This is a genomic window from Bacteroides reticulotermitis JCM 10512 (genome assembly GCF_000517545.1).
Lineage (GTDB): Bacteria > Bacteroidota > Bacteroidia > Bacteroidales > Bacteroidaceae > Bacteroides > Bacteroides reticulotermitis.
Genome location: NZ_BAIV01000028.1, coordinates 66,340 through 85,845, shown reverse-complemented (window position 1 = coordinate 85,845; position 19,506 = coordinate 66,340). Strand labels below are relative to the sequence as shown.

The following is a 19,506-nucleotide window of genomic DNA, read 5'->3' as shown; positions in this document are numbered from 1 at the left end:
TTATCTCGTTTGTGGGGTATAAAACGCAGGAAGTTAAAGCAACCGCCATTATGAAGATTGTTCTTCAAGAAGACTCCGAACTACTGGACGAGGTTGTAGTTGTTGGCTATGGAACACAAAAGAAAGCTAATCTAACAGGCGCAGTGGCGAGTGTTGATGTGAATAAAACCCTATCCAGCCGTCCTATTGCAGATGTGGGGAGAGGTCTTCAAGGAGCCATTGCAGGAGTGAATGTTACCGTCCCAACAGGGGAAGTAGGTTCAGATCCTATCATTAAGATTCGTGGCCAGATAGGCTCACTTGTGGGAAACAACAATCCTCTCATCTTAGTCGATAATGTGGAAATCCTAAGTATTCAGATGGTGAATCCGGATGATATCGAATCCATCTCTATCTTGAAAGATGCAGCGTCTTCTTCTATTTATGGTTCGAAAGCTGCATTTGGTGTTGTTTTGATAACAACGAAGACCGGATCTCGCAATGAGAAATTTGAAGTGAGTTATTCGAATAACTTCTCGTGGCAGAATCCGGCAAGGAAATTAGAGATGGGAGGCGTTGATGCTTTACGATATACATTAGACGCTCAGGATAATATGGCAGCACCTATGCCGGCAGGTGGCTTCTGGAGGCTCGATCGTGAATCTTTAAAGAAAATCATCGAGTGGCAGGAATTGTATACCGGAAAGGTTAAGTATAACGATCCGGTCCTGTATGGCCGTGATTGGGTTTTTGATGGCGAAAAGTACGGATATCGAATTTATGATGGTGTTAAGTCACTGATACGTGATTGGGCACCGACCATGACCCACAACCTTTCTCTTAGTGGAAAGACCGGACGGACTTCTTATAATATTGGTTTGGGGTATCTTGATCAAAGTGGAATGTCGAAAGTAGCCGTATATGATGACTTTAAACGCTATAATGCTTCTATCAGTATAACTTCGGAGATAAATAAATACCTGACTATACGAGCCGGTTCTATCTATTCGGATCGCAATAAACGATATCCCGGCTCCGGTGCTCCTAACTTCGACTCTTGGCTTTATTTGTATAGATGGACTCCGCTGATGCCTATTGGCGTAACCGAAAATGGTAATTCGCTAAGAGAGCCTGCCTATGAGGCTAAAGCAGCTAATACAGATAATTTGCAAGATAAATACTACAATGTAAACTTAGGATTTACGTTGAATATCACTAAAGTGTGGGATGTGAAATTTGATTATACCTACGATCGCTTAACAACGGACAAGAAAAACTCCGTGATACAGTATACTGCCGGACAAATGTGGTATTCTCCTGTGCTTTGGAAAGAAGATGGTTATCAGGTGTATGTTGACGAAACCGGGCAAAGAGTTAATACGGGTGGTATGCCTGCCTATTGCTTTCCGGTGAGTGATTATCTCTATTCGGGTGTAGCAAGCAGTTCGGTTCAGAACTATAATAAAGCGGTTGATAATAATACCTTTAACGTATATTCTACTTATAACTTAAAGTTGGGGCAGGAAAACCTACACGATTTTAAATTCATGCTTGGTATGAACCGAGTAACCAATAAGTGGAGTTCACAGACAGGTAGGAAAACGAATTTGATAGACCAGAAAAAGCCTGAGTACTCTTTTGCTTCCGGTGATCAGTTTATTGACGGAGGACGGAATTGGGAGGCACAATTAGGATTTTTTGGACGTATCAATTATGCTTTTGAGGATCGATATCTTGTTGAGGCCAATTTACGTCGGGACGGATCTTCTAAATTTCCGAAGCATTTGCAATGGAGATGGTTCCCCTCTTTCTCTGCCGGTTGGGTGTTTACCAATGAGAAGTTCATGAAACCGATCGACCGCATTTGGAGTTTCGGTAAGTTTAGAGGATCTTGGGGAAGTATTGGAGATCAAACAGTACCAAATACACTGTATAAGTCGGTCTTAGGCAACAGTGAGTCAACCTGGCTAGACGGGACTAACAATAGACTACCGGTATTCGGCACTCCCAGCTTAGTTGATGCGGATATATCCTGGCAACGGATTGAAACGCTTAATCTAGGACTTGATTTGAGGTTCCTAAACAATCAGTTAGGGGTAACCTTCGATTGGTTCCAGCGTGATACTAAAGATATGATTATTCCGGGAGAAAGCCTGCCAGGCACCTTAGGTGCGGGAGTTCCGCAAGGGAATTACGGTAATTTGAGAACCAAAGGATGGGAGTTGTCTGCCGACTTTAATCATACTTTCTCTAACGGGTTGCGCATCAATGCAATGGCTACGTTGTCGGATGCTACAACCGTTGTAACCAAAGGAGCAGACTATTTGACTCCGTGGGCAGATCGATCGTTGAGTTCTACATACTCCACAGGAAGACGTTTTGGTGATATCTATGGCTTGGTAACCGACCGCTTATTCCAGAGAGAAGATTTTGCGTACGGTCCGGATGGAAACATCATACAAGAAAATGTCATTTATCAGGGAACCATGCGTACTACAAATAAGCAAACAGCTCAGTACCCTGTCTATCAGGTACATTATGAGAATAGTGCCAAATTGATTTTTGCTCCCGGTGATGTGAAATTTGTCGATTTGAACGGAGATGGTTATATCACGCCGGGATCGAACACCAACGGTGATCCGGGTGACTTAAAGGTTATCGGTAATTCTACTCCCCGTTATGAATATAGCTTCAGATTGGGTGCGGATTACAAAGGTTTTGATTTATCTATCTTCTTCCAAGGGATAGGCAAACGTAAAATCTGGGGTAGTGGTCAGTTGGCTATTGCCGGATATGAGGCCAAAGAGGGAGCTATTCCTAAAACTTTTGCTACGGACTACTGGACTGAAGAACGCACGGACGCTTTCTATCCCAGAGCTTGGAATCTAGGTGGAAATAATACTGGCTTCAGTATGCAACGTCAAAGCAAGTATCTGTTGGATATGTCTTACTTGAGAATTAAGAATATCACATTAGGCTATACTATACCGGCAAATATACTTTCCAGAATTCACTTGACGAAGGCAAGAGTGTATATGTCAATAGAGAACTTCTTTACGTTTGATAATCTGAGAGGGTTGCCGGTCGATCCGGAGGCTACATCAGGCTATTCTATGTTTAGCGATATTGAAAATTATAACTTAGGAAGAACAGGAACCGGAACGCCTATATTTAAATCTTTATCATGTGGAGTTCAATTAACTTTTTAAAATGTGAGACTATGAAATATAAGATATCATTTATACTATTCACTATGGCTTTGTTCTTAACAAGCTGTAACGATGTACTTGACCGACCCTCACTGACAACCGCCGAAGATAGCGAGTATTGGATTAACGAGGAGCGAGTACGATTGTATGCCAATGGTTTTTATGCTAATTTCTTTGTTGGGTATGGAGAGAAAAATGAGACCGCTTATGCGCCAAACGCCAATTATATATTTAGTGATAACGGGGTTACTCTCGGTACGCAAAAACAATTTGTTCGTTCCGTACCTACTTCGAAGGGCAGTAATTCTCTTACTGTAGAGTGGGAGGATACGTATACCGGACCGACATGGAATTTTGCATGGATCAGGAAAGTGAATGTGATGTTGGATCGTATCACACAAGTGATGCCCAATTTGCTTACAGAAGAACAATATAACCATTGGGTAGGTGTCGGACGCTTTTTCAGAGGGCTTGAATATGCTCGTTTGGTAAATGTGTTTGGTGATGTGCCTTATTATAGTAAAGAGGTGACTACGGTAGAGAAAGATGAATTATATAAAGATCGGACACCAAGAGACGAAGTAATGGACGCAGTCTATAACGACTTTGAGTATGCGATGAATAATGTTAGGCTCAATGATGGAGCTCAGTATGTCAACCGTTATATTGTGGCTTCGTTTGTCTCCAGATGGGCTTTGATTGAAGCTAGCTGGCAGAAATATCATTATAATAACAACGTTCGCGCTACGAAGTTTTTCGAGCAAGCCATCGCAGCAGCTGATATGCTCATGGCAAGTGGAAAGTATGATATAGAGACAGACTTTCGGACTTTATTCGGTTCGACCGATTTGACGTCAAGTAAAGATTGTATTTTGTATCGGAAATACGACGCAGGTAAGAACATTACGCACTCCATCGCATCAAGCTGCGTTATGAATACGCCGACTACCAATGGTGCGAATCTGGATTTAGTGAAAGCATTTATTTGTACGGATGGTAAAGACTGGCAGACCTCTGCGCTAGCAAACACGGATGATTTTACGCTCAGCAATCTGATTAAGACGAGAGACCCTCGCTTTGAAGCCAGTTTTTATAACGAACCGACTTCTTTAGCCAAGAGTAGCTACTTATATGTTACCAAATTTATTCCTCGTAGTGCCTTGGAATATCTTAAAATTCCGGGAGGAACACCTGCTGCTGAATTTCAGAGCGATAAAAATGTGACCGGCTACCCAATAATGCGCTATGCTGAAGTCCTATTGAATTGGATTGAAGCCAAAGCGGAATTGGCTAGTATCGGAGGAACGGCGGTTGCTCAGGGTGATATCGACCGATCGATTAATAAAATACGCAACCGCCCGTTGGCACCGGAAGCCGTAGCGTTGGGAGTGAAGAAAACAGTCAAGATGGTTCTGACGGAATTGCCCAATGATCCGGATCGCGATCGTTCGGTGTCTGCCTTACTATGGGAAATCAGACGAGAGAGAAGAATGGAATTTGCCTTTGAGTTTTCGCGTATTATTGATTTGAGACGTTGGAAAAAGCTAGACTACATGGATACAGACCGAAACAAAGAGTTGCTGTTTGGCACTTGGGTGAACTTCCAGAAAGAAGCTGCTGCCGAGCTGAAACCCGATAACAAGAACAAAATCAGGGTTATCGATAAGAGCGGAAAGATAATTGTCTATGATGGTGCCAATGGCGCTCAAATGAATGGCTTTTTCTATCCGAAAGAAAATTTAGGCAGACTTCCATTTATCGACTTGCCTAATATTAATCCATACCTTTCGCCAATTGGTACGAACGATATTACGTTCTACAAAAACAGGGGGTATACACTGACTCAAACGAAAGGCTGGCCTAGTGTAAACTAAGCAGGCGCATATAATTGTATAAGTTATGAATTAATAAAATATAGATTATGCATAAATTAATAAGAAACATAGGATTTATAATCGCCCTGTCAGGTGTTGCACTGGTTGCCTGCGATGACGATTATCCCAAAAGTAAAGTGGAACCTTATGCAACAGAGCTTCTTACGATTAAGGTACTCAATGCCGGAGCAGATGGCAGTACGGTTTTGCAGGGAACGATTGACGAAGCGAATAAGACTGTTAGCTTTCCACGTCTGGAGCTGACTACCGACTTTTCGGCCTTGAAGTTTGAAGCGGAAGTTTCGGAAGGGGCAGAATTGAAGCAAACGGTTTTTGACTTCTCGATGGATGAAGAGGAAGCGTCTAAAAGATTGCTTTTGCGTATTCAGAACCATAATAGATATAAAGACTATTTCGTAGAAATAAGGCGAAAAGTCCCTCTGTACGGTGCTGACTTCGGACAAGCTACTGAATATAACTTCTCAGGTAGTTTGTTATATCCGAGTTTTACAGGTCTTTTGACCCGATGCGCCTCTTTTGATGGTGAGCATGTGTTAGTTGTAACTAGAGAAGCAACCGGCCCTCATTTATTGAAGCTATCCGACATTAAGAAAGGTACGATTGAACCGAATAAGCTGGATCTGACCGGTGTAACCGGTGGCACATTCGCTTATAATACCGGAGCTTTGGTTAACGGGCATATCTACATCTCTTCCTTGTCGGGTGGAGCAGTTTCCCCATTGAAGATTTATTACTGGGAGACACCAGGTTCTAAGCCGGAATTACTTGCGAATATAAACACATCCGCTATACTGGATGCTGGTCTCAGACATGGGGATGCGATCTCTGTGAATGTTAATAAAGAAGGAAGTGGCTTTATCTATTACGGTGATAATTCTACATATACAAAAATCCTGAGATTAACCGTGACCAACCATACAACGATAAGTGATCCGATTGTATTTAGTACGGGTAAGGACGTATCGACCTACACGAATGTATTCCGGATAGAAGATTCCAACGAGTACGTTTGGAGTGGTGTTAAGGTGCCGGTAGCGCTTACAGACGAATCTGTGGGTGTCAAATACTCAATGGATAAATCGCATATTGCAGCAGAAGCAATTGCTGCTAAAATCTTTACTTTCAATAAGGAGCGGTATCTGATGGTTTGTACATCCGGTTTGGGAGGTGCTACTACGGCTACTCCTGCTTTGCATGTGTATAACATTACAAGGGGAAAAACGATAGAAGAGGCACTCGAACGCTTCGATATGGGTGACAATCATACCCCTGATTATTCTTTTATTCTGGGAGGTGTGGGAAATGCGGCTCCGTCTGCTCAGACTGACTACTATATTGAAAAGGATGAAGAAGGCAATGATGTGAAACTTTACCTTTTCGGTTCCCGGGCCGATTCGGGATTTGTAATCAGTGAATTCCCGATAAAGAAGGGAGAAATAGAAGACTAATAATCTTATAAAATGAACATGATATGAAATACTTGAAATATTTATTCCTAGTTGTTTTTATCGGACTAGTGGCATCCTGTAGCGATGACGATAACGATGCCGTGAATGAAAATAGACCGCTTCTTCCTAAAAAAGAGTTGCGGGGAGTATGGGTGGCGACCGCTTGGGGAATTGATTGGCCGATGGGGGATTATAATGCTGATACCCAAAAGCAAAAGTATATCGATTACCTGGATTTGTTTGCGGAAAATAATATCAATGCTGTTTTCTTTCAGATCCGTGGAATGGCCGATATGTTTTATGATTCCCAATACGAATCGTGGAGCAAGAACCTGACCGGAATTGCCGGACAGAATCCTGGTTACGATGTTTTGAAGTTTCTTGTTGAAGAAGCTCATAAACGGGGAATACAATTCCATGCTTGGCTCAATCCCTATCGAATCTCTACCCGCGTAAGTAAGGCAGATAAATTTGCGGAATTGGATTCTAAAATCCCGGCTGAACTGACAAAAGATTATGAGAAAATACGCATTTACAATCCTGCGCTTCCCGAAGTGCAAACCCGGATTGTGAATATCGTAAAAGAAATCATTGCCAAGTATGATGTTGACGGCATTCACCTCGACGACTATTTCTATCCGTCTCTGGAGGCTTCCGAGAAGTTGAATGATGAATTGGAATACGATACTTATGGAAAAGAACAGTTTGCCAGCATCGAGGACTTCAGGAGAAACAACGTGAATGTAGTCGTGAAAAATATCCAGAAAGCGATTATGGATACTCGTCCCGATGTGATATACTCCATCAGTCCGGCAGGTAACAATACCAACAACTACAACACGCTGTTTGCGGATGTTGTAAAATGGTCGCAAGAGGGATGGGTAGATGTAATTATCCCACAGTTATATACCACTACCGGAGTTAGTGAAACCAGCTTTAACCAGCGGTTGTATTGGTGGTCACAGTTTACGTATAAGAATAGCCTAATGGTTGGCTATGGCATTTATAAGTTTGGAGATCCCACTGCCGGAGAAAAGTTCCAAACGGCAGAAGACCTGCTGAAGCAATTTGAATTTGCCGGCACCAAATATAAAGTGCAAGGTAGCGTATTGTATCGTGCTCAAAACCTGGTGGAGAATAAAGTCGGCATCATGGACGTTATCAAGCAAGTGTATAAAAAGCCAGTTTTACTCCCTTACCTGGGTAGGAATGCTGCCGAGCTGCCGGCGGCTCCGACTGATGTTAAGTTGAATGGAACTAATCTGTCATGGAGCGCCGTACCGAATCTCCGATATGCGGTGTACAAAAGCAATGGTATCGGACAGGTGGCTGATCTGGTTGGAGTGACTCAGGAAGCTTCATTTCAGCTAGCCTCTAAAGGAGCCTATTTTGTGACTGCAATCAGCTCCAACAATGCGGAAAGCGAGTTGTCCAAGCTCGTAACCTATTAAAGTACTAACAGAAAGGGATTCACAACGTCAACAGTGTGAATCCCTTTTGTTTTTCGCTAAAACGAAGCAGGTACGAATGCTGCCAGGCTTAGTTAGCCGAATGATATTTAATTAAACCATTCACAGAGGTTTCTTCTACCAGATCGATCACAATTCCGAACTCTTGGGCAACCTCTTGCAACAAATTGCTATTGTTATACGCCAGTGAGCCAATAAAGCGAATCGGATAGTTCTGATAGTCATATTGGCAAATGCTCCGATTGAAAAAGTTTCTGAGATTATTCGTCCACAGGTCATGAGCATATTCATTTTGCAGATAGTCACTTAAAAAATAGGCAATTGTTCCTAAGAACCGATTGGGAGAGGGGCGATTGTAGACATACTCCATAGCGTCACTGGGTGAGATACGGAACTTATCATAGAATTCGTTTGCCAATTCATCCGGAACCAATCCTTTCAGCAAGTCAGCGAGAAACAATCTTCCCAGCACAGCTCCACTTCCTTCATCTCCTAATATATAGCCTCCGGCTTTCACATTCTTTACGATCTGCTGTCCGTCATAGAAGCAAGAGTTAGAGCCCGTACCCAGAATACAAGCAATGCCTGATTCGTTTTTGAACAATCCCCGGGCAGCACCCAGTAGATCGCTTTCAACCTGAATCGGTGTCTTAAACTGAGCGACTAAGGAAGCTCCCAGAATCTCTTTTTTCGCGTCCGAACTACATCCTGCACCGTAATAATATACTGTCTCTAATTTGGTTCTAAAGAATACTTCCGGCAGTCCAAGTCTGATGCTTCTGCTTATCTCACGTCTGTTCTGAAAGAAAGGATTAATCCCCTCCGAGAAGACATGCTGGATAAGCTGGTCACCTTCAATCAGTGCCCACTCCGTCCTTGTTGAACCGCTTTCTGCAATGAGTTTCATATAAAAAGAATTTGAATATTCAGAATGCAAATATAGGATTCTTTTTTGTAGAAATGGTCCAAAATACGGATCTTAATGTATATTTAGGATACGAAAGGAAATCTGATTCGGAAATAGATGGGAAATAAAAGAAAGTTTCCCGGCGTTGAGTGTAACCGATGGAATATTCGTATATTTCAATAAACATAGAGTGCGAATAGATATGAATAAAAAGGTTTTAGTTGCGTTTGCCGCATCAGTATTGTCGGCTGGAATGTCTGCTCAGTCAGTATATCCGGGACAGCATCATGGAAAGATGAAGATAGAAACGGTTGCGCCGGTCTCCGTGGCGAGTTTTGATTTGAAAGATGTACGCTTATTGCCGAGCCGTTTCCGGGATAATATGTTGCGAGATTCGGCATGGATGGTTTCACTTGACGTCAATCGTTTGCTGCATAGCTTCCGTACCAATGCCGGGGTCTTTGCCGGACGAGAAGGCGGCTATATGACCGTAAAGAAGTTAGGCGGTTGGGAGTCGCTCGACTGTGAACTACGCGGCCATACTACCGGGCACCTACTTTCAGCCTTCGGATTGATGTACGCGGCAACGGGAAGTGAAATCTTTAAGTTGAAGGGTGACAGCCTGGTCAATGGGTTAGAAGAGGTGCAAAAAGCTTTGAAAGGTGGATACTTAAGTGCTTATCCGGAAGAACTAATCCATCGCAACATGCAAGGGAAAGGCGTGTGGGCTCCCTGGTATACCCTGCATAAGCTATTCTCCGGCCTGATCGATCAATATCTTTATGCTGACAACCGGACAGCCTTGGAGGTTGTAACCCGTATGGGCGACTGGGCGTATAATAAACTCAAGCCACTGAGCGAGGAGACGCGTCGCCTTATGATACGGAATGAATTCGGAGGAGTAAATGAATCCTTTTATAATCTATATGCCATTACGGGCGAGGAGCGGTATCAGTGGTTAGCTGAATATTTCTATCACAACGACGTCATCGATCCGTTGAAAGAACAGCGTGATGACTTGGGGACGAAGCATACAAATACCTTTATTCCCAAAGTCCTTGCCGAAGCCCGTCATTATGAATTGACGCAGAATGAAACAAGCCGGAAACTATCGGAATACTTTTGGCATGCCATGATCGATCATCATACGTATGCTCCCGGATGCAGCAGCGACAAAGAACATTTCTTCGATCCGAAGAAGTTCTCACAGCACCTGACCGGATATACCGGAGAGACTTGCTGTACCTATAATATGTTAAAGCTGAGCCGTCACCTTTTTTGTTGGACGGGTGACTCATCGATTGCCGATTATTACGAACGAGCCTTGTACAACCACATTCTGGGACAACAAGATCCCGAAACAGGAATGGTCGCTTACTTTCTTCCCCTGCTTTCAGGTTCGCATAAGCTGTATAGTACCAAAGAGAACTCCTTCTGGTGCTGTGTAGGCAGTGGATTCGAGAATCATGCGAAATACGGCGAAGCGATTTATTATCACAACGATCAGGGCATTTATGTCAACCTATTCATTCCTTCCCAGGTTAACTGGAGAGAAAAGGGGCTGACTCTCTCTCAGGAAACTAATTTCCCGGCCAATGAAACCACCCAGTTAAGTATTCGCAGATAAGCCGGTGCGTACAACAGTCTATTTGCGATACCCGTCATGGAGTCAAAACGTGAAAGTATTGGTGAACGGAAAGAGAGTATCGATCCAACAAAAACCGGGAACGTACATTGCCATCACGCGTGAATGGAAAGATGGTGACCGCATAGCGGCTACCTATCCGATGCGCATACAGCTGGAGGCTACTCCGGATAATCCTCAAAAGGCCGCATTGCTCTATGGACCTTTAGTTCTGGCAGGCGAGCGAGGTGCGGAAGGTATGCAGGCGTCCGCACCATTCTCTAATCCGGCTCTCTACAATGACTACTATACGTATAATTACCAGGTACCGGCCTCCTTGTCCACCTCATTGAAAATAGATATGAAACATCCCGAACGTGCACTGAAACGTGTCGGTGAAGAGCTGCTGTTTACTACCGGCCAAGGCGATGTTATTCGTCCGCTTTACGACCTGCATCGTCAGCGTTATGTGGTTTATTGGGATTTGACAACCGAATAAAAGACAACTCATGAGCATGCGAAAAGGATTGTTGTTGGTTGCCGTTGTGGGTATCTGCTTTTGGATAACTGCCTGTAAGGCAACCTCCACGCAAGGGCATGAAACCGATTTTACTCCGCTGGATTCGATTATACAAAGTTGGGTCAGCAAGGGCTATTATCCCGGAGCTTCTATCTGCGTGGTGAAGAATGATACGGTCATCTTTCAGAAGAACTATGGCAACTACACCCCTGATACGAAAGTGTATGTGGCTTCCGCTGGCAAATGGGTAGCGGCTGCCGTAATCGGTGCAGTGGTCGATTGTACCGATTTGGACTGGAATGATGCGGTAGCCAAATGGTTGCCGGAGTTTAGCGGAGACGCCAAGGGGCAAATCCTCTTGCGGCAATTACTCTCTCATACTTCGGGCGTACGTCCGTATCTTCCCGAACCTCGTGTGGACAACTACAACCGGTTGGATTCGGCAGTTATTGAAATCCTTCCTCTGGATACGGTCTTCGCCTCCGGTAGTCGTTTTGAGTATGGAGACTCGCCATGCAGCTTGCCGGAAGAATGGCTGAAGTTGCGATGAATAAGGATTTTGAAACACTCTTTCAGCAGTTATTAGCCCAACCTCTGGGAATGAAGAATTCTCATTTTACCCCGATCAATACCGATGGCGGGCATAGTCCTATGTTGGGAGGAGGGTTGTGTACAACGCTGAATGATTACATCCATTTTCTGGATATGATTTATCATCAAGGCATCTATCAGGGGCAGCAGATCCTTTCCGCCGCAACGATCAAGGTGATGCAAGCCGATCAGGTGAAAGGAGCTATTATACCTCCGGATAACTACATCGCGAAAGCACTCGGGCAAGCTCACAACGGAATTTACGGATTGGGTGAGTGGCGCGAATTGGTTGATCAGCAAACCGGAGAAGCCTACCAGATCAGTTCGCCCGGTTGGGCCGGTGCTTATCCGTGGATAAACAAACGTGATCGAGTCTATGGATTCTTCATCACTCACGTAGTAGGTTCTTCCGCCAAAGAAGACGGATTTTCGTCCTTCTATGGCAGTCCGATTATTTCACGAACCGTTTCGGAAACTATAAGTGGTCATTGATCCGGCGTGAGATCAAGCCTAAGTTTAATTGTTGAACATCAAAAAGAAAGATATATTATGAGGCAAATTGTTTTATGCTTAATCGGATTGTGGCTTACATCCTTCGGCTATGCGCAAAAGATAAAGCACCCTTCACTATTGTACACACCGCAACGCATCCAGCAGGTGAAACAGCGTATGCAGAGTGAACCTAAATTGCAGGAAGCCTGGGTGAGTATTCAGCAGACTGCGGATGAGGCTTTGAATAAGAAGGATTTTAATAAGCTCGACTACTTGGCGTTAACCTATTTAATGACCAATGACCGGAGCTATGCAAACACGATCAAAGAGATTCTATTGAAAGCGATCGAAGCCGAGACATGGGGCGATACAGAGATGATGGCTCGCATTCCCGTGTGGCGTTCGCATCTGGGAATGGCGCATAAGACTTTTCTCTGCGCGATGGCCTATGATGCAGCCTACGATGTCCTTTCTGCTTCGGATCGAACTAAAATAGCTCAGGGCTTAAAGCGATTGGCTGTGGAACCTGCCTTAGGCGATTGGTTGCTGGAGCCTACCCGTATTCATGCGTTGAATTCAATGGGACATAACTGGTGGACCTCCTGTGTTTGTCAGGGAGGGTTGTTGGCCATGAGTCTTCAAAACGAACTGCCTGAAGCCAGGGAATGGGTAGAACAGCTTCACGAAGCGCTACCCGAATGGTTTGACTTCGCCGGCGATGTGCTGCAACAAAAAGCGAAGAGTTTTGATGAGGCTGGAGGAATGTACGAAAGCCTGAATTATGCGAACTTCGGTATTCAGGAGGCCTTGTTGTTCCGCATTGCGTGGATCAATACACATCCCGGACAAGATGCGGGAGATATTCCTCAACTAGCCAAACTACCCAATTACTTCTCTCAAGTATGCTACCCACGTACGGGGATACTGCATAGCCTGAACTTTGGCGATAGTCATAAAAATGTAGCTGCCGAGTCCAGCATGATGCTGTTGTACACGTTGGGAATCAAAGACCCCGCCATCTTATGGTATATCAATCAGGTGGAACCGGGACAGCATCGCGATGGCTTCTTTCTGAATCGTCCGTTAGGTTTCCTTTATACCCCTGATCTGCGTAAAGCACCTGCTATACCCAATCTGCCACCTCCCAGTTGTTTGCCGATTTTGGCTGGGCAACGATGCGCAACTCATGGGAAAAGGATGCCACCTTGTTAGCGGTGAAAAGTGGCCACACATGGAATCACTCTCATGCCGATGCCAATTCATTTATCCTCTTCCATAAAGGAGTCGATATAATTAAAGATGGAGGCAACTGTTGGTATCCGAATCCGAATTACCGGAACTACTTCTTTCAGAGTCAGGCTCACAATGTCGTCTTGTTCAACGGACAGGGACAGTCACGCGAACAGCAGTATAGCGGATCTACGTTAAGGGGTCATCTTTATCATCTCATGGATGCCGGGAATCTGAAGTATGTACTGGCAGATGGTACCGGCCCGATGTCGGACAACTTCAGCCGTAACTTCCGCCATTTCCTTTGGATGGATAACGTGATTTATATGATCGATGACTTGAAAACTCATAAAGTAGGGCGCTTCGAATGGTTGTGGCATACGAATGGAACCTACCAGAAGTCTGGAGTCGATGTGAACATAACCAATGATAAATCGTCCGTTGTCATTCGTCCCCTATATCCTCGTTTGTTGGCGAAGTCTAATTTTGTACACGACTATCCGGAAGATTTATATTGGGAAGAGGTGGAAGCGCCTACCGAAGATCTGAAAGGAACGGAAACCTATTACTCCTTTCATCTGCCCGCCGAAGTCAACCGTGTCAAAGGACTGACGGCGATCATTCTGAAAGATACGCCCGATGAAAAGGAACTGCCAAAGATGGAGCGAAGAGAAGGGCAAGACTGGATTGGCCTGCGCATCCGCCACCAGGGAAAAGTGACCGATCTATACATCAATCAATTGGCAGACGGGCGACTGATGCACAGTAACTCTTGGATTATGCCGGATGGTTGGATGACGGACGCCTATCTATTTGCCGTTTCTTATCCCGAGGGAACAGCGGCTGCTGATGCGAAAGACTTTTTTATCTGTTACGGTAGTGCGCTCAGACGAGATAAAGAGAGCTATTTCTCTTCTCTTTCCAAATTGTTTGTTATCCGCAAAGAGGAAGATAAGAAGTTGAACCTATGGATCGAAGGGCAGCCGAAGATAAACGCCAGTTTCAAAGCAGCGAGGAAACCGGTAGCCTTGGAAGTGAATGGTCATGGAATGCCTGTTGTTTACAAGCAGTCTCAATTGAAAGTCAAGCTAGCAGATTAACACTCATTTCTGGTAGAGTATGCTTTGTCTTTTGTACAAACCTATATAAAGTATGGGATATTTTATGTAGGTTTGTATGGTTTCCATCAAATCTGAATTCCTATGTATAATCTGATACGACACATTATTAGCCTTCTGTTTCTTGTTCTGACCCTCTCTACTTACGCGTCCTCTTACTCTTTTCGGGGGCTGTCGGAAACGGACGGGTTATCCGATTTAACGGTCAGTGCTTTGTATAAAGATTCCCTAGGCTATGTTTGGATCGGAACAGCTACATCCATAGAACGCTTTGATGGCTTCCGTTTCAAGCACTATCCGATATTCGGGGACAATGAAAAGCTGAAATGGGTCAATGTGATAACCGAAACAGTAGGCAATCAGCTTTGGGTAGGAAACGATATGGGACTTTGGCGAGTAAATAAAGAACAAAATAAGTTAGACCCATTCGCCCCGGATATCATAAAGTGTGGCGTTCGTGCTTTGTTGACCGATTCCGAGGGAGCGTTGTATATTGGCAGTGAAAATGGATTGTTTGTCAACCGGCATAATCAGCTGAAACGGATTGCCATCAATCCGGACATCTTGTCGCCGGATAACTTCATTGTCGACTTAGGCAGGGGAGAAGCGAACACATTATGGATTCTGACCCGTTCCCAGCTCTATTCCATGAACCTGTCTACCCGGAAAATAACGTTATGTCCCTACGACGGTAAGCATAAGCCGGACTATACCTATCGGAAGATCGCCCGAATAGGTTCCAAACTCTATCTGGGAACGATGGAACATGGAGTGATTGTCTACGATATACCTACGGGACAGTTTAGCGACAGTGGGATTGATTTAGGCAGCCATATAATATCCGATCTCTCAAGTGATGGGAAAGATCTGCTCTATGTGGGTACAGATGGGAATGGCGTTCACTTTGTGTCCGTCAAAGAACAACAGATTATACGCTCTTTCCGCTATGAACCCGGTACCAGTGGCGGAATCCGTTCCAATTCAGTCTATTCTTTGTTAGTAGACCGAGAAGGGTTGATGTGGGTTGGGTTCTATCAATTGGGACTTGACTACACCCTGTATCAGAGTGGACTCTTTTCCACCTACGCGTATCCTCCCTCTTTTGACTCCAAAGAGATGCCTGTTCGTGCCATATCGATCAATGACCACGAACGATTAATTGGTTCCCGCAACGGTTTGTTCTACGTTGATGAGCGAGCCAAACGATTCAAGAGCTTCAAATCTCCCCAACTTCGCTCGAATATGATCATGTGTATCTATCCTTTTCAGGGTAAGTACTATATTGGTACCTATGGCGGTGGAATGTATGTGCTGGAACCTTCTACGTTGAGCATCCGTGATTTTGATTCTTCGCAGAGCACTCCTTTTCTCAAGGGCCATGTGTTTTGTGTCAAGGCGGATAGCGAAGGCTGTTTATGGATCGCCACCTCTATGGGACTGTATCGGTACAAGGATGGGAAACAGCTGAATCATTACACCAACTCGAACTCCAAGCTTCCGGAAGGCAATGTCTTTGATATTTGTTTCGACTCCACAGGTAAAGGGTGGATTTGTACAGCCAACGGCCTGTGTATCTGGGACCCTTCAGCCCGGAGCCTGAAAGCGGATGTATTCCCCGAAGGCTTTATCCATAAAGAGAAAGTCCGGACGGTGTATGAAGACTCCGACCACGAGTTATATTTCCTCCCCGACAAAGGCCCTATCTTTATCTCCGACTTGTCGATGACTAACTTCCGTCGATTCCAGCCCGGCACTCCTTTGGAGGGCAAAGATGCGATGTTTATGATAGAAGATCGTGAAGAATGGCTGTGGATTGGTACGAATCTGGGTCTTTATCGTTATGATAAAAAGAGCACATTCGTCCCTTATAATTTTGTCGATGGCTTGCCCAGCTCTATTTTTATTACGTGCTTTCCTGTGATCGATTCATTCGGAACAATATGGTTTGGCAATTCAAAAGGATTGATTTACCTAACCAGAGACCTACGTGATGAGAAAGGAAACAACGCCTATCCATTGGCTATTACCGATGTATATGTGAATGGCAAAGAAGCTTTTTACCCGATCGTCCAGAAAGAAGGCAAAGACTACAAAGTCTCGCTGGAACCATCGCATAAGAATCTGACCATCTGTTTTTCCGGATTTACCTATTCCGATCCTGTTTATATGTCGTACGAATACTGTATGGAAGGCCTGGATGAGGGATGGCAGCAGCTAAGTGGAAAGTCCGAACTGACCTACTATGACCTGACTCCCGGAAAGTATCAATTCAAACTGCGTCGAATCGGTGAACCAGAGTCCGAAATCCGTTTGTCGGTGGTAGTTGCTTCGCCTTTCAATGCCGCCCTTTGGATCATTATTCTCCTATTAGTCGTAATCGTATGTCTGGGAGTTGCCTATTATCGGAAAAGAACGAAACAACAACTAGCCACCGATCTTGCCGAGGCCTCGAAGTCGGTCGTTGAAGAGAAATACCGAAAGAGTAACATGAGTAAGGAGGAGTGCCGGAAACTGGCTGCCCAACTCGATGCTCTGATGCAAGAAAAGAGGTTGTATATCAATCCCGATTTAAAGATTGCTGACCTAGCAACGATGCTCAACATTTCGCCCTATACGCTATCTTATGTGTTCAATCAGTTTTTGGACAAGAGTTACTATGATTACCTGAATGACTATCGCATAGCCGAGTTTAAGCGTTTGATTAATGAAGATGAGTATGCGAAGTACACGCTGACCGCTTTAGCCGAATTATGTGGTTTTAGTTCGCGCACTTCATTCTTCCGTTATTTCAAGAAAGAGACGGGGATTACACCGAATGAATACATCCGAAGCATTGGCCGAACGAATGAAGAATGAGTAAACTTTGGCATTGGTTAGTAACTCTTCCCCAACTGTATTGTTATATATAAAGAAATAACTCCTACCAATATTTACTATCGGTAGGAGTTATTTTAATTTTTGTTGCCGTTTGGCTCTCTCTCTTTGTGATCCGCCTGGGGCTCGAACCCAGGACCCCAACATTAAAAGTGTTGTGCTCTACCTGCTGAGCTAGCGAATCAATCCTTGTAGCATTCTTTCGAATTGCGGGTGCAAAGGTAGAACATTTTTTTAGAACTCCAAAACATTCCAAACATTTTTCATATCTTTGTAGCATTATCAACAATATACATTAATTTATTATATGGCTGACGATAAAAAAATTATCTTCTCAATGGTGGGAGTGAGCAAAGCTTTCCAACCGAATAAGAATGTACTGAAGGACATTTACCTATCGTTCTTCTATGGAGCAAAGATCGGTATTATCGGTCTGAACGGTTCCGGTAAATCAACTGTGCTTAAGATTATTGCAGGGTTGGAGAAATCTTATCAGGGAGAAGTCGTGTTTTCTCCGGGATATTCGGTGGGATATCTGGCACAGGAACCTTATCTGGACAATACAAAAACAGTAAAAGACATTGTAATGGAAGGGGTACAGCCTATTGTGGATGCCCTGAATGAATATGAAGAGATCAATCAGAAGTTCGGTTTGCCCGAATATTATGAGGATCAGGATAAGATGGACAAGCTCTTTACCCGTCAGGGAGAGTTGCAAGACATCATCGACGCTACCGATGCGTGGAACTTGGACAGCAAACTCGAACGTGCTATGGATGCACTCCGCTGTCCTCCCGAAGAACAATCGGTGGCTAACCTCTCCGGTGGTGAGCGTCGCCGGGTGGCTCTTTGCCGCTTGCTTTTGCAGAAACCCGACATCTTGCTGCTCGATGAGCCTACCAACCACTTGGACGCGGAATCTATCGACTGGCTCGAACAACACTTGCAGCAATATGAAGGAACGATTATCGCTGTGACGCACGACCGTTACTTCCTCGATCACGTAGCCGGATGGATTCTCGAACTTGACCGTGGTGAGGGTATTCCTTGGAAAGGAAACTACTCTTCTTGGTTGGAACAGAAAACGAAGCGTATGGCGATGGAAGAGAAGACAGCCAGCAAGCGTCGCAAGACATTGGAACGTGAGTTAGACTGGGTTCGCATGGCTCCTAAAGCTCGTCAGGCTAAGGGTAAAGCTCGTTTGAACTCGTACGATAAACTGCTCAACGAGGACGTGAAAGAGAAGGAAGAAAGATTGGAAATCTTCATTCCGAATGGTCCGCGTCTGGGTAATAAGGTGATCGAAGCGGTGCACGTAGGTAAGGCTTATGGCGATAAACTGTTGTTCGACGACCTGAACTTTATGCTTCCCCCGAATGGTATTGTGGGTGTGATCGGTCCCAATGGAGCCGGTAAAACAACCCTCTTCCGCTTGATTATGGGTCTGGAAACGGTGGACAAAGGTAGCTTCGAGGTAGGAGAGACCGTGAAAGTGGCCTACGTAGACCAGCAACATAAAGACATCGATCCTGGCAAGAGCGTGTATCAGGTTATCTCCAACGGTAACGAACTGATCCGTATGGGTGGACGCGACGTCAATGCACGTGCGTATCTTTCCCGTTTCAACTTTGCCGGTTCCGATCAGGAGAAGTTGTGCGGTGTGCTTTCCGGTGGTGAAAGAAACCGTCTGCACCTGGCGATGGCTCTGAAAGAAGAAGGCAACGTACTCTTGCTCGATGAGCCGACCAATGATATCGACGTCAACACACTGCGTGCACTGGAAGAAGGTCTGGAAGACTTTGCCGGATGTGCGGTGGTTATTTCGCACGACCGTTGGTTCCTCGACCGTATCTGTACCCACATTCTTGCCTTCGAAGGCGACTCCAATGTGTTCTACTTTGAAGGGTCCTATTCGGAATACGAAGAGAACAAACTGAAGCGTCTTGGAAACGAAGAACCGAAGCGTGTTCGTTACAGAAAATTGATGGAAGATTAATCTTTTACGATATGAGTTGTTGGTGAAGCTGCCGACTGCTTTTATTGGATATATAAGAGCCATTTCCGCCCTGTTTGTCAGGCGGAAGTGGCTCTTTTCTTTTTACATCTTTTTTAGAATCGTTCTAATCTTTGCATTATCTGTTTATCTCTCT

At 44.6% G+C, this 19,506-nt stretch carries 7 protein-coding genes, 1 tRNA gene and 3 pseudogenes; 9 read left to right on the top strand and 2 right to left on the bottom strand.

The window, feature by feature from the left end:
- From JCM10512_RS16065 to JCM10512_RS16050, 4 genes are all read left to right on the top strand, one after another.
- A partial coding sequence (locus JCM10512_RS16065) for a SusC/RagA family TonB-linked outer membrane protein (RefSeq protein ID WP_044164713.1) occupies positions 1-3,188 on the top strand: 3,188 nt, incomplete at its 5' end.
- An 11-nt stretch (positions 3,189-3,199) separates the two neighbouring features.
- Positions 3,200-5,062: a RagB/SusD family nutrient uptake outer membrane protein gene (locus JCM10512_RS16060; protein WP_044164712.1), complete on the top strand. Its 1,863-nt coding sequence runs from the start codon at positions 3,200-3,202 to the stop codon at positions 5,060-5,062.
- Positions 5,063-5,109: 47 nt separating this feature from the next.
- Entirely contained in the window at positions 5,110-6,531 is a 1,422-nt protein-coding gene (locus JCM10512_RS16055; RefSeq protein WP_044164704.1) for a DUF4623 domain-containing protein, read from the top strand.
- A 23-nt stretch (positions 6,532-6,554) separates the two neighbouring features.
- The gene (locus JCM10512_RS16050; RefSeq protein WP_044164703.1) at positions 6,555-7,982 is read left to right on the top strand and encodes a glycoside hydrolase family 10-like protein; all 1,428 of its coding nucleotides are present in this window, start codon (positions 6,555-6,557) and stop codon (positions 7,980-7,982) included.
- Positions 7,983-8,070: 88 nt separating this feature from the next.
- On the opposite strand, the gene JCM10512_RS16045 is transcribed toward JCM10512_RS16050, so the two are convergent.
- Positions 8,071-8,907, bottom strand: a complete 837-nt coding sequence (locus JCM10512_RS16045; protein WP_044164711.1) for a hypothetical protein — start codon at positions 8,905-8,907, stop codon at positions 8,071-8,073.
- A gap of 202 nt (positions 8,908-9,109) precedes the next feature.
- Here JCM10512_RS16045 and JCM10512_RS16040 point away from each other — a divergent pair.
- The 4 genes and pseudogenes from JCM10512_RS16040 (at position 9,110) to JCM10512_RS16025 (ending at position 17,338) form a co-directional block, all read left to right on the top strand.
- Positions 9,110-11,030, top strand: a pseudogene (locus JCM10512_RS16040) (glycoside hydrolase family 127 protein).
- Positions 11,031-11,046: 16 nt separating this feature from the next.
- A pseudogene (locus tag JCM10512_RS16035) lies at positions 11,047-12,128 on the top strand (serine hydrolase domain-containing protein); the annotation flags it as partial.
- A gap of 63 nt (positions 12,129-12,191) precedes the next feature.
- Positions 12,192-14,464 (top strand): annotated as a pseudogene (locus tag JCM10512_RS16030) (heparinase II/III domain-containing protein).
- 102 nt (positions 14,465-14,566) lie between these two features.
- Positions 14,567-17,338 (top strand): two-component regulator propeller domain-containing protein, encoded by a 2,772-nt coding sequence (locus JCM10512_RS16025; protein ID WP_044164701.1) that lies wholly within the window; start codon positions 14,567-14,569, stop codon positions 17,336-17,338.
- Between the two features lie 129 nt (positions 17,339-17,467).
- On the opposite strand, the gene JCM10512_RS16020 is transcribed toward JCM10512_RS16025, so the two are convergent.
- Positions 17,468-17,540 (bottom strand) — tRNA-Lys (locus JCM10512_RS16020).
- 123 nt (positions 17,541-17,663) lie between these two features.
- On the opposite strand from JCM10512_RS16020, the gene ettA reads away from it, so the two are divergent.
- Complete coding sequence (gene ettA, locus JCM10512_RS16015; protein WP_044164700.1) at positions 17,664-19,352, top strand: energy-dependent translational throttle protein EttA; 1,689 nt, start codon at positions 17,664-17,666, stop codon at positions 19,350-19,352.
- The last annotated feature ends 154 nt before the right edge of the window (positions 19,353-19,506 follow it).